8 protein-coding genes and 2 pseudogenes are annotated in these 12,408 nt (G+C 68.2%); 8 read left to right on the top strand and 2 right to left on the bottom strand.

The window, feature by feature from the left end:
• The first annotated feature begins 345 nt into the window (after nucleotides 1-345).
• Both ACIOHP_RS45590 and ACIOHP_RS45585 read left to right on the top strand, forming a co-directional pair.
• Complete coding sequence (locus ACIOHP_RS45590; protein ID WP_401897086.1) at nucleotides 346-966, top strand: GNAT family N-acetyltransferase; 621 nt, start codon at nucleotides 346-348, stop codon at nucleotides 964-966.
• Nucleotides 967-1,099: 133 nt separating this feature from the next.
• Nucleotides 1,100-2,334 (top strand): annotated as a pseudogene (locus ACIOHP_RS45585) (IS701 family transposase).
• A gap of 368 nt (nucleotides 2,335-2,702) precedes the next feature.
• Here the strand turns inward: ACIOHP_RS45585 and ACIOHP_RS45580 are convergent.
• Nucleotides 2,703-3,395, bottom strand: a pseudogene (locus tag ACIOHP_RS45580) (glutamate synthase-related protein).
• 242 nt (nucleotides 3,396-3,637) lie between these two features.
• Here ACIOHP_RS45580 and ACIOHP_RS45575 point away from each other — a divergent pair.
• From ACIOHP_RS45575 to ACIOHP_RS45550, 6 genes are all read left to right on the top strand, one after another.
• A complete protein-coding gene (locus ACIOHP_RS45575) occupies nucleotides 3,638-3,898 on the top strand; it encodes a hypothetical protein (RefSeq protein ID WP_401897083.1) in 261 nt (86 codons plus the stop codon).
• A 131-nt stretch (nucleotides 3,899-4,029) separates the two neighbouring features.
• The gene (locus tag ACIOHP_RS45570) at nucleotides 4,030-4,380 is read left to right on the top strand and encodes a PRC-barrel domain containing protein (protein ID WP_361558876.1); all 351 of its coding nucleotides are present in this window, start codon (nucleotides 4,030-4,032) and stop codon (nucleotides 4,378-4,380) included.
• 550 nt (nucleotides 4,381-4,930) lie between these two features.
• Entirely contained in the window at nucleotides 4,931-5,428 is a 498-nt protein-coding gene (locus tag ACIOHP_RS45565) for a GntR family transcriptional regulator (protein WP_401897081.1), read from the top strand.
• Nucleotides 5,425-6,372, top strand: coding sequence for an ABC transporter ATP-binding protein (locus ACIOHP_RS45560; protein WP_401897080.1), 948 nt, complete (start codon nucleotides 5,425-5,427; stop codon nucleotides 6,370-6,372). Before ACIOHP_RS45565 ends, ACIOHP_RS45560 begins: the two co-directional genes overlap by 4 nt.
• On the top strand, nucleotides 6,369-7,388 hold the full coding sequence (locus ACIOHP_RS45555) for an ABC transporter permease subunit (protein WP_401897077.1): 1,020 nt from the start codon (nucleotides 6,369-6,371) through the stop codon (nucleotides 7,386-7,388). Before ACIOHP_RS45560 ends, ACIOHP_RS45555 begins: the two co-directional genes overlap by 4 nt.
• Nucleotides 7,389-7,482: 94 nt before the next feature.
• Nucleotides 7,483-10,866, top strand: a complete 3,384-nt coding sequence (locus ACIOHP_RS45550) for a S8 family peptidase (protein WP_401897075.1) — start codon at nucleotides 7,483-7,485, stop codon at nucleotides 10,864-10,866.
• A 329-nt stretch (nucleotides 10,867-11,195) separates the two neighbouring features.
• Here ACIOHP_RS45550 and ACIOHP_RS45545 read toward each other — a convergent pair whose 3' ends face one another.
• Nucleotides 11,196-11,714, bottom strand: a complete 519-nt coding sequence (locus tag ACIOHP_RS45545) for a pyridoxamine 5'-phosphate oxidase family protein (RefSeq protein ID WP_401897073.1) — start codon at nucleotides 11,712-11,714, stop codon at nucleotides 11,196-11,198.
• Nucleotides 11,715-12,408: the final 694 nt, after the last annotated feature.

Genomic DNA, 12,408 nt, shown 5'->3' with positions numbered 1-12,408 from the left:
CGGATCATGAGGTGGGCTCGGTGCAGGAAGACCAGCAAGCCCGAGAAGCCGCTTGCCCTGCCGAGACCGCGGCACTCCTCCGAACGGACACCTTCGTGCAGAAGCGGTGAATGCCGATCGGCGACCGGGCCACCATCTCTGGCCGCGGACTCGTCCACCGGCCGCCTGCGCCCCCGCCAAGACCGACCGCCACGGGGCTGGGCCGAAGGCCAGCGGGCATACGGCGGTGAGCCAGAGGACGGCCCTCGGGCCTGCCGACGCCGTAACACGCTCATCGGGTCTGTCCTTCGTGGATTTAATACTCCAGCCGTAGATCGTGATCTTGGCGCAAGGTGACGCCGGTCTGTGAGGCTCGGCCTGACGGCGGTGGCGGGCTACCAAGTCCGGGCTCGTGCCGCATACGAGATCTGGCAAGATCCGTTTGTGAGCCAATCCATGGTGACTTTGCGCAAGCTCGCGCTCGACGACTGGCAAGCAGTGCACTCCTGGGCCGGCCTTGAGGAGGCTTGTCGCTACCAGCCTTGGGGGCCGAACACCGAGGACCAGACGCGCGCGTTCGTGCAAACCGCCGTCGAAGCCTGGTCGCACGCCCATCAGCAGAGATTCGTCTACATTGCTCGCTTCGAGAACGAACTCGTCGGCATGGGTGAGCTGAACATTCGCAGCCGTCGCCACCGGCAGGGCGAAATCTCCTACATCGTGCACCCGGGGGCCTGGGGGCGTGGCGTGGGCACGGCGATCGGACGAGAGCTTCTGTCGCGCGGTTTCGGGGAACTGGGACTCCACCGGATCTACGCGACCTGTGACCCCCGCAATCTCGCGTCGTCTCGGTTGCTGGGCAAGCTCGGCATGACGTACGAGGGGCGGCATCGGCACACCGCGTTGATCCGGGACGGCTGGCGGGACTCCGAGATGTTCAGCATCCTCGAAGCGGAATGGCGGCCGAGCCCCAGCGATAGTTTGTAATCTTGCTGGTGGGGAGCCTGTTCGGGCAATGGTGCGGCCACCGTTGATCATCGGTGTGAAGGCAAACGATCATGTGTTAGCGGCAGATCACAGCGTAGACCCTGCCCGCTGGCAGGAGGCATTCGAGGGCCTGATGGACCGGATATCAGGACGGTTCGCACGGTCGAACCCCGGCGTCATGTCCGGCAGTTGGCACTCGGGCTGCTATCGGACCTGCCGCGCAAGAACTGCTGGACCATCGCCGAGTGGGCCGGAGCAACCACCCCGGACGGCATGCAGCACTTGCTGAGCCGTGCCAAGCGGGACGCCGACCAGGTACGCGACGACGTGCGCGAGTACGTGGTGGAGCATCTATGCGACGACCAGGCGGTGCCGGTGGTCGACGAGACCGGGGACGTGAAGAAGGGCACGCGCACGGTCGGCGCCCAGCGGCAATACACCGGTACCGCGGGCAGGATTGAGAATTCCCAGGTCGTGGTCTACCTGGTCTACGCCGGTCGGCGCGGGCATGCGGCGGTGGACCGGGAACTGTACGTCCCGCGCTCCTGGACGGCCGACCCCGATCGCTGCCGGGCCGCCGGGCTGTGCGAGGAAGCCTCGTTCGCGACCAAACCGGAGCTGGCCACCCGCATGATCACCCGGTTCCCTGACGCCGGCCACCACGCGTCGTGGGTCGCGGGGGACGAGGTCTACGGCGGCAACCCGACACTGCGTGCCGCACTGGAGGAGCGCGGCACCGGCTACGTGCTGGCCGTGGCCTGCTCCCATGAAGTCACCACCAGAGCCGGGAAGTTCCGCGCGGACACCCTGGTCAAGAAGCTGCCCAAGCGAGCCTGGCAGAAGCTGTCCGCAGGAGCGGGGGCGAAGGGGCACCGCTTCTACGACTGGGCTGCCATCGACCTGCCCGACCCCGCCACAGGCAGCCGCCAGTTGCTGATCCGCCGCAATCGCGCCACCGGAGAACTCGCCTACTACCGCTGCTACTCACCCGCGCCAGTGCCGCTGGCCACGCTGATACGAGTCGCTGGATCAAGATGGCGAGTGGAAGAGACGTTCCAGTCCGTCAAGGGTCTGGCCGGACTGGACGAGCACCAGGTCCGCCGCTACGCGTCCTGGTCCCGCTGGGTCACCCTCGCCATGCTCGCCCACGCCTTCCTCGCAGTCGTCCGCGCCGACGAACACGCCCGCCACCCCGCACCAGACACCCTCATTCCGCTCACCTTCAGCGAAATCCAGCGCCTGTTCATCACTGTCCTCATCCGACCCGTCCACGACACAGCCCACCGGCTCAGCTGGTCCCACTGGCGACGCCACCACCAGGCCCGATCTCAGGCCAGCCACTACCGACGACAAGCCGCGCAGGCATGAAGATCACGAACTACGGCTGGAATATTAGGCCGGGGAGGAAACGAAGCTCCTGCGGAGCAGGGCAGGGGTAGCCCCGGCGCAGGCGGACACGGACGGCGAGCAGCCGCCATCTACAGCCCCCAGCAAGCCAGTTGACTCCTACCATCGGCCTACGACCAGCCCGCCCCGCCCTCAAACCCCACGCCACCATGGGATTTAACGAACTACCGGTAACTGCCGGGGCCAACGGCGGACGCCGGCCACGAGACAGCACTCTGCACGACAGCAACCACCCTGGCCCCGGCGGCATAGCGACTTGATCAGACCCTGACAGGCACCGAGGAATTCAGCGGCGGACAACAGGTCCAGTACGGACACGCCGCCAGCAGTCACGGATGCATGTCACAGCGGGGCAACAGTCTCGCCGGAGCGGGCTGAAATGAATTGATGGGGGCACTCGGCCTTCTGCGGCATCGATGGATGCCGCTCCCCAGAGGAAAGAGAAACTCGTGTACATAGGCTTGGGTACCGTCGTCATTATCATCGTCATCATCGCTGTCGTCATGATTCTGCGCCGCCGCTGACCATCCCTCCTCAGGCCGGGCGATCAGCCACGACCGTGAACCGGGGGACAGCTTGAAACCGGCCGGCACGGCGCCGGACAGCTCCCGCATGCGTGCGATGAAACGGACCAGTTCACGAGGCGTGGAAAACGCCCGGTGGCCGGGCGGTGAGACCACCGTCCGTCTCTCGGGGACGTCTCGCACCCGGGCGATCTCCGCGTTCACGTCGGCCCCTGCAGCGCATCCCCGATACCGGGCTTGGCGCCCTGCGACAACGTTCGAAGACCCACGCCTGATGCTCTCGCCCGGCGCCTTCTCGGCGAACTACCCGGCATGGAAGTCCCCGTCCCGGGTCCGGCAGCCGAAGTGGCCGGTACCGATCTCCCGGACCAGGTCACCACCCGGGCGCAGGTGGCACTCCGCCAGTCCGTCCTCGCCGGTGTCGTGCGCGAAGCCGCCTGCCGCGGCACTCTGGTTGAGCGCCAGTACGGTATTGGCCGGCAGGGAGCCGAAGTTCATCGCGGAGACGCTCAGCAGTGCCATGTCGTACGCCCGGGTGCATTCCGGACCTCCGATCCGTAGATGTGGCGGGTGTTCGGCCACCGGGCGGGGCGCCGTTGACGGGACCAGGTACTCGTAGCCTGCCTGGCAGACGTCACGCTCGGTCGCGAACGGCTCCCCCGCGGCGGTGCCCTTGGCCCGCTCGTAGACGACGCTGCGGATATCCCGGTCGAAGGCAGCCCGTCGATGTTTTCCCCTCGGTGGAGTACTGCCGCATCACGCCGATCACTGCCGGAGGCAGCGCTGCCATCCACCACCAGGACGGCGCCCACGACCACCGCGACGATTCCGGTTCTCACCACGGCCCGCGAGTGGCCCGCCAGGCCCGTTTCCTGCGGACCAGGGCCGGGCCGGAAAACACTCGCATGTTATACGGCAAGGTGGGTACCGTTGATTTTCAGAAGGTGATTGAAAAGCGAATCGACGCGACTGTGTTGATTCTTGCACTTCTTGTCGCCTGATATTTTCCCATACTCGAAATCAGAAATTGTGTGGGACGGGAAACGGTGGGCACTCGCCCTGTCGAGGGCCACCCACCGAAATATCGGACGGGGGCTTCCTCGGTATTCACGTGCTACAAGGGGAGGTTTGTATGACGGACAACATGTGGGGTTACCCGGCCGAGTCGGGCCACCAGACAGGGACGGACCTGACCGGATTCAAGGTCGAGGCGAGTGACGGCTCGATCGGCAAGGTCGACAAGCACTCGGAGGACGTCGGGGCCGCGTACATCGTCGTCGACACCGGAGTGTGGATCTTCGGCAAGACGGTTCTTCTCCCTGCCGGTGTCATCTCGTCCATCGACGTCGCGGGGAAGACGATCCACGTAGGCCGGACCAAGGACGAGATCAAGAACTCCCCCGAGTTCGACAAGGACAAGCACGTCGGCGACCCCGGCTACCACGAGCAGGTCGGCGGATATTACGGAGACCACCGAGCCTGACCGTCACTCCGTGGCACACAGGGGCGGGCACCGGCGTTCTGCCGGCGTCCGCCCTTCGCTGCGCCCGGGCTTCCCCCCGGCATCGTCGCCGGTCCTCGCGGTGCTGTCGGACAATCGACGTCCCGTCGTAGTCCTGTCGAAGTTCAAGAACAGCGAGTCGCGCCCTACGTCGCCCCTGCGGCGCCGCTCGTCACCGTCATGACCGGCATCCATCTGATCCGCCCGCTGAGAGTCTTGACCAGGGCAGCCCAGGACAGCGACGAACACCTGCCCCCGGTGCCGGGCACGACGAGGTCGGCCGGCTCACGGCGGCGTTCAACGAAACTCTCCGCGCACCGAGCACGCACCGAACAGCAACGCAAGGTCATGGTCAGCGACATCGCCCACGAACCGCGCACTCCACTGAGCACCATCCGCAGCACCCTGGTGAGATCTGGAGCCCCCGGCGTCCGACGGACGCCGGGGGCTTCGTCGTGTCCGGGGCTCCACCTGTGGTCTTTGACAGGTTCGCGACTGTGCTCCATCATCATTCCACTAGTCGACTAGTGGAATGGTGGTGAAGGGGTTGGAGTTCCGCATCGACAGGCGGAGCGGAGTCGCCGCCTACCAGCAGATCGTTCAGCAGACCAAGCAGGCGCTGCGGCTTGGCGTACTCGTGCCCGGGGACCAGTTGCCGACGGCCAAGGCGGTCGCCGAGACCTCCGCCGTCAACCCCAACACCACGCTCAAGGCGTACCGCGAACTGGAGCGCGAGGGCCTGGTCGAAGCGCGGCCGGGACTGGGGACCTTCGTGCGTCAGTCGCTGGCTCGTCCGCAGGCGGCGGCGGATTCGCCGCTGCGCGGGGAGCTGGAGGGCTGGATGGACCGGGCCCGCGAGGCGGGTCTTGAGCAGGACGACGTGACCGCTCTGGTCACGTCGGTGATGGAGGAGCGGTACGCCGGGACCAGGCCCGCCGCCGAGCCATCAGCGAGACCAGCAACAGGACCTGCAGGACCAGCAGGAACCACAGGAATCACAGGAACGACGGGGACAAGGGGACACGCATGACGAGCTACGAAACGGGCTACGGGGGGCCGGCGGACACGTCCGCGATAGAAGCCCGCGGGGTAGGCCGGAAGTACCGCCGGGGCTGGGCGCTGCGGGACTGCTCCTTCCGGCTGCCGGCCGGGCGGATCTGTGGTCTGGTGGGTCCCAACGGGGCCGGTAAGACCACGCTGATGGCCATCGCCGCCAACCTGCTGGAGCCGACCACCGGCACCCTGCGCGTGTTCGGCGCGGCCCCGGAGTCCGCGGAGGCCACTCGGCGTACCGCGTTCCTCGCTCAGGAGAAGCCCCTCTTCCGGCGATTCACCGTAGCCGAGACCTTGAGAATGGGCCGCGAGCTCAACCCTGGCTGGGACCAGCGGGCCGCCGAGAACATCGTCCGCGCGGGCAACGTGCCCTTCGATGCGAAGATCGGCACACTCTCCGGCGGCCAGCGCACCCGGGTGGCCTTCGCCGTCTCCTTCGGCAAGCGTCCCGACCTGCTGCTCCTCGACGAGCCGATGTCCGACCTCGATCCGCTGGTCCGCCACGAGCTGATGGGCACCCTGCTGGCCGAGGCCGCCGAACGCGGCACCACCGTGCTGATGTCCACCCACATGCTCGCCGAGCTGGAGAACACCTGCGACTACCTGCTGGTCATCGCGGGCGGCGGGCTGCGCCTGGCCGGTGAGGTCGACGAACTCCGCACCTCTCACGCCGTGCTGACCGGGGTCCAGTCCGACGGGCGGACGCCCCCGGAGCTGGCGTACCACACCGTGGTCGAGACCCGCACCAGCGGACGGCAGTTCACCTCACTGATACGCCCCGACGGGCCGGTCACCGGCGGCCCGTGGGAGGCGAGCACCCCGAACCTGGAGGAGCTCCTGCTCGCCTATCTACGCTCGCCCGAAGCCCCGCCGCTGATCAGCCCCAGTTCCTACGTCGCGCCGCAGGCGGTGGCGGCATGAGCACGATGACCAGCGCCGGCGGCGCCGGCAGCACCCTCTCAGACTCGGCCCGCGGCGGAACCGGTCGTGGCCGCGGCCTCCGGCTCAGCGGCATGAACTGGCTCGTCTGGCGTCAGCACCGCGCCGCCTACTGGACGCTGCTGGCCGCCACCGCGATCACCGTGGCGGTGATCGTCTACCAACGCCAGCAAATGATCACGTATCTCGAGGGGTACGGCTACCCCGACCTCAAGTCCGGCTGGGAAACCAAATACGACCAGGATCCGCTCAACATGGCCGCCATGGTGCTCGGGTTCGTCCCCGTCCTGATCGGTGTCTTCGTCGGTGCGCCCCTGCTCGCCGGTGACCTGGAGACCGGCACCGCCAAGCTGGTCACCGCGCAGTCCGTCAGTCGCGTTCGCTGGATCGCCACCAAGCTCGGGGTGACCGCGCTCGTGGTCGTGGTGTGCACCATGGCGCTGTCCGCCGCGTTCACCTGGTGGTGGTCGCCCATCAAGTCGTCGTCGTACTTCATGAGTTGGGCCGACGGTCCCGCCTTCGACAACACCGGACCCGTGCCCGTGGCGCTCACCCTGCTCACCGTCGTCGGTGGCGTGGCGATCGGCATGCTGCTGCGCAGGACCCTGCTGTCCATGGTCGTCACCCTGGGCTTCGCCGTCGCGCTGCAGGTGGTCTGGTCGTATTTCCGGCTGTCCCTCGGGAACGTCATCACCCTCACCACCCACAACGGTGTCGGGAACGACTCCGCGCCGAACATGCCCGAGGGCGCCCACCAGCTGGACGAGTTCTACCTCACCGCCTCCGGCGACCTCATCGGCTGGGGCAGCTGTGCCGAGCCGACGGAGAAGGCCCGCGAGGCCTGCCTGGACCAGGCGCAGGTCGTCGGTTGGTCGGTCGACTACCTCCCGATCTCCCAGATGTCGTCCATGCAGTGGCTCGGCGCCTCGATCCTGCTGGCCCTGACCGCCGGCATCGCCGCGTTCGTCATCCTCTGGGGTCGCAAGCGCCTCGTCTGACCGTCCGGCCAGGCGCCTCGTCCGACCCGATCCTCCGGCGGTCTTCCGCCCTCTACGCGGCCGAGCGGCCACAGCGTCGCTCGGCCGCGCCCTGATGCTGCCCCGAGCCGGCGGGCACATCGCCATGAACCATATTGAAAGGCCCAAGTTGAAGTCGCACAAGCGCAGGAAACGCGTGGTCACCACCGTCCCGTTGGCGGCCGCCCTGGCGGCGGCGCTCGGCGCCGGACTGCTGATGAGCACATCCGACAGTGCCGAGGCCGCCCGGCCGGCGCCCCCGGCCGGCGCCCCGGCGAGGACCGTCACCCTCGTCACCGGCGACAAGGTGACCCTCGACGCCACGGGCAGGGTCACCGGCGTGGTGGCCGCCGAGGGCCGCGAGGAGATGGCCTTCCGCGTCCAGCAGGCCGAGGGCCACGCGTACGTCCTGCCGCGTGACGCCGAACCGCTGATCGCGAACGGGACCGCCGACCGGCGGCTGTTCGACGTGACGCGACTGGTGAGTTCGCGCTACGACGACGCCCGCCGCTCCGACCTGCCGCTGATCGTCACCTACGACAAGGGCACGTCCCTGTCGGCGAGCACGTTCCGCGGCGCGGGCGCGACCGTCCGGCGGGATCTGCCGAGCATCAACGGTGACGCCGTACGCGCCCGTAAGTCCGAGGGCTCCGCACTGTGGGAGACCCTCACCAGCGCGACCGGCTCCGCGAAGGTCAAGAGGATCTGGCTGGACGGCAAGGTCAGGGCGACCCTGGACAAGAGCGTGCCGCAGATCGGCGCGCCCGCGGCGCACACGGCGGGATTCGACGGCAAGGGCGTCAAGGTCGCCGTCCTCGACACCGGCATCGACGCCACCCACCCGGACCTCAAGGACCGTATCGACGCGGTGAAGAACTTCTCCGCCGCCGCGGACACCGTCGACCGCGCGGGCCACGGCACCCACGTGGCCTCGACGATCGCGGGCTCCGGGACCGCGTCCCCCGCAGGCGCGAAGTACGCGGGCGTCGCCCCCGGCGCCCGGCTCCTGGTCGGCAAGGTGCTCGACGACGAAGGCTCGGGCGACGACTCCGGCGTCATCGCCGGCATGCAGTGGGCCGTCGCGCAGGGCGCCAAGGTCGTCAACATGAGCCTGGGCGGCACCGACACCCTCGGCATCGACCCCGTCGAGCAGGCCGTCAACGACCTGTCGGCCAGTTCAGGCGCCCTGTTCGTCATAGCCGCCGGCAACGAGGGCCCGGGAGAGGGCACCATCGGCACCCCCGGCAGCGCGGCCGCCGCGCTCACCGTCGGCGCGGTCGACCGCAAGGACGCCATCGCCGAGTTCTCCAGCCGCGGCCCCACGGCCGACGGCTTCCTCAAGCCCGACGTCACCGCGCCGGGCGTGGACATCGTCGCCGCCAAGGCCGCTGAGGGCTTCATGGGCGACCCCGCCGCCGATGGCTATGTCTCCATGAGCGGTACGTCGATGGCGACCCCCCATGTGGCGGGCGCCGCGGCGATCCTGGCGCAGCAGCACCCGGATTGGACCGGCCCACAGATCAAGGCCGCCCTCACCGCCTCCGCGAAGCCGACCGACGTCACCTCCGCATACATCCAGGGCACCGGCCGGGTGGACGTCGCCAGGGCGATCACCCAGCAGCTCACCAGCAGTCCGACCGCGCTGGGCTTCGGGACACAGGCGTACCCCCACACCGACGACCAGCCGGTCACCAAGGACGTCACCTACCGCAACGCGGGCACCGAGCCGGTCACCCTCGACCTGGCCACCGAGGCCTACGGCAACGACGGAAAGCCCGCGGCCGAGGGCCTGTTCACGGTCTCCCCGCAGCAGCTCACCGTCCCGGCGGGCGGTGAGGCGAGCGCCACCGTGACCACCGACACCCGCGTGGGAACGGCCGAAGGCAGTTTCGGAGGCTCGCTGACCGCCACCACCGCCGACGGCACGACGACCGCGCGCACCTCCCTGGGCGTGGTCCGCGAGGTCGAGTCGTACGACCTGACCATCAAGCACCTCGACCTCAAGGGCAAGGCCCTCGGCGACGCCTCGACGAGTATCTACGGCCTGGACAACGACGTCTGGACGGAGGCCTCCGACGAGAAGGACGGCGAGGTCACCATCCGTCTGCCGAAGGGGCGTTACGCCCTGGAAGGCGTGCTCCGCACCGCCGGCGCCGGAGGGTCCGTGCTGCTGCACCCGAAGTTCGCGCTGACCAAGGACACGACCCTGGTCATGGACGCCCGGAAGACGAAGCCCGTCAAGATCACCGTGCCGGACGGCGCGGCCAAGCCCGCGGGCGCGATGTTCTTCTTCCACGTCGACGTCAACGACAAGCCGTATACCTCTGTGTACGACGTCCGCTCCTTCGGCAGCCTCCGCGTCGGACAGCTAGGTGCCCCGGCGCCGGCCGCCGAGGTGTCCGCGATGTACCACGGCATCTGGACCCACAAGGCCGTCAACTACCGGCTGGCCTGGAACCGTACGGGTGACCTGTCCGGCTTCACCAAGCACGTCAAGCGCGCCCAGCTCACCAAGGTCAAGGTCGTCGTCGGTGCGCCCGTCAAGGGCAAGACCACGACCATCGCCGCCGCACCGCTGATGTACGGCGGCTTCTACAACCAGCACACGACCGCGGGCCGTCTGCCGCTGACCGGCACCGACTACGTGCTGCCCAACGGAATCAAGTGGTTCTACCAGGCCAGCCAGTACGGCGCCCCCGACGCCGAGGGCGAGCCGACGTGGGAGAGCACGCAGGCCGGCGTCCCCAGGGCGTACGCGGCGGGCAAGGACCACACCCAGCGCTTCAACATCGGCGTCTTCGGCCCGACCCTCCCCTCGGGCCCCCTCGCGACCGTCCTCGACCGGCCCGAAGCGGTACGCGTCGGCGACACCTTCACGGCGTACCTCCCCCTGTTCTCCGACGGCGTCGGCAACCTGGGCTCCTCCGACCACACCAAGGCCAGAAGCTCGCTCCACGCCGACGGCAAGAAGATCTTCGCCGTGAACGACGCGCTCAACGGCGACGCGTACACGGTTCCCGCGGGCAAGCGCACCTACAAGCTCGCCGTGGACGTCTCGCGCGCTCCGGCACAGTCCGCGGTCAGCACCCGTACGACCGCCACCTGGACCTTCACTTCGGCCCACGTCCCCGGTGACACCCCCGAGCGGCTCCCGCTGACCGTCGTCCGCTACACGCCCAAGCTGTCGACGGCCAGTACCGCCAAGGCCGGTACGACCCTCACCGTGCCCTTCAGCCTCCAGGGCGCGGCCACCAAGGTCGGCACGCTGCGCAAGCTGGCCTTCACCGTCTCCTACGACGACGGCAGGACCTGGAAGAAGACCACCGCCGTGAACGGCAAGCTACTCAAGCTGCACAGCCCCGCCAAGCCCGGCCCCGTCTCCCTTCGCGTCACCCTCACCGACGCCGACGGCAACACCCTGACCCAGACCATCCACCGCGCCTACCGCACCAGCCCGTAGCAGGTCAGGAAGCGCCGATGGCCCCGCCGTACGTCCGGCGGGGCCATCTGCTTCGTCGCCCTCGCCGTCAACCCTCCGCACGGCGGTACTTGCGCACGCTATCTCCTCCCATCCACCGCAACCCTTGGTGAACGGGTTGAGACAAGGCTGCACACGGGGCTGCAGTCGCCAGAGACCAGCCAGCCACTGCCGGGCCACACTGATCTGCATCCCCAGGCCAAGGCGCTCCTGACGGGCCGCGGGATCCCGGTATCGTCATCGTTCGGCACAGCCGATCTGGAGGCTGCCCAGGCCAGCGAGGGTGCAGGCCCTTGTCGACGGGGCCGGCGTCACGTGCCGGTGAGCTTGTCGAGGTCGGGGGCGTAGACGGTCATCCAGTGCGGGTTCAGCCGGTAGTAGACGACCTCGCGGTTCCAGTCGAAGGCGTCGTCGCCGTAGAAGTCCTTCAAGTAGGCGAGGAGTTCCTGCCAGTCGGCCGTGGTCTCGGCGTCCTCGGGGTTCATCTCCTCCACCGTGCCGTGGGTGAACACGCCAAGGTCCTCGCCGCGCATGTGCGCGACGCTGGCGGCCGGACGGGCCGCGAGATGACGAGCCTTGGCGGCGTTGCGCGCCGTGCCGAAGTGCCACCGGCCGTGCAGGAAGTGCCCGTCGGCGCCGCTGATCCGCGGTTCGCCCTTTGCGGTCACCGTGGAGAGGGAGAGCGTGCACATGCCGGTGAGGACCCCGGTGAGCTGCGCCGCCGTGATGGTGCGGCCCTCGCCGATCGAGCGGAGGTGTGTGGTCGCCCCGGAGAGGGAGGAGTCGAGGAGGGACTGGAGCTTGTCGAGTTCTTCTGGGGTTTCGCGCATACGTCCATCGTCGGCCGTAAACCCGACATCCTCTGTCCTCATTGATGAACCAGCGCTGAGGTTGCTCCGCGCGGGTCACGCTCGGTGCTGCGTGGATGGCAACAGGTGGGGCACGAACGCTGGGACATGTTCATGTATTCGCGGTTGATTGACGAGGTGTGATGCCGTTGGTCCTGCTGTCAGGCCGCACGACGCGGTGTTCCCTTGAATTGATTGAGCAGCCACGATGTGCCGCCGTGACGGCTTTCGTGGTTCCTCTCGCCATCGCAGTGATCGGGTGTTCGGAACGCCGCCGACACTGTACTCAGGGAGCATGGCGAGGCTGGCCATCGCGCCAAGTGGGCGATGCATCCGTACCCCTCGGACTGGTCCAGGACTTCCGCAGGCTGCATATCCGGGACGCAGGTGAACGCCCCGGCACACAACCCACCACCCCAGTTGGAAAGCGTGTTGAGGGCAACCCCTCACACGTTCGAATCTCGTATCCTCCGCAGCCCAGAGGGCCGGACCGCATCAGCGGTCCGGCCCTCTGGCTTAGTTCCTCCGGCGACGCCCCTGCGCGTACGGGCCGTGGCGATCATGTTCCCGCCATTCCTCGTCATGAGGGTCGCGGTCTTCGCCACCCGCGTTGTCTCCAGGAGTCGCTATGTGTTCCCCGTCGTTGACTTTGGCCAGCAGCGAGGCGAGGGGATCA

The sequence above is a fragment of the Streptomyces sp. NPDC087859 genome, from assembly GCF_044742595.1.
GTDB lineage: Bacteria > Actinomycetota > Actinomycetes > Streptomycetales > Streptomycetaceae > Streptomyces > Streptomyces canus_F.
The sequence above is the reverse complement of the archived record's forward strand: the minus strand, read 5'-3'. Positions and strand labels throughout refer to the sequence as shown.

What these genes read in the sequence shown, in the direction of transcription:
- ACIOHP_RS45570 (WP_361558876.1), top strand. Translation starts at nt 4,030, where the DNA reads ATGACGGACAACATGTGGGGTTACCCGGCCGAGTCGGGCCACCAGACA.
- ACIOHP_RS45565 (WP_401897081.1), top strand. Translation starts at nt 4,931, where the DNA reads ATGGTGGTGAAGGGGTTGGAGTTCCGCATCGACAGGCGGAGCGGAGTC.
- ACIOHP_RS45560 (WP_401897080.1), top strand. Translation starts at nt 5,425, where the DNA reads ATGACGAGCTACGAAACGGGCTACGGGGGGCCGGCGGACACGTCCGCG.
- ACIOHP_RS45555 (WP_401897077.1), top strand. Translation starts at nt 6,369, where the DNA reads ATGAGCACGATGACCAGCGCCGGCGGCGCCGGCAGCACCCTCTCAGAC.
- ACIOHP_RS45550 (WP_401897075.1), top strand. Translation starts at nt 7,483, where the DNA reads ATGCTGCCCCGAGCCGGCGGGCACATCGCCATGAACCATATTGAAAGG.
- ACIOHP_RS45545 (WP_401897073.1), bottom strand. Translation starts at nt 11,714, where the DNA reads ATGCGCGAAACCCCAGAAGAACTCGACAAGCTCCAGTCCCTCCTCGAC.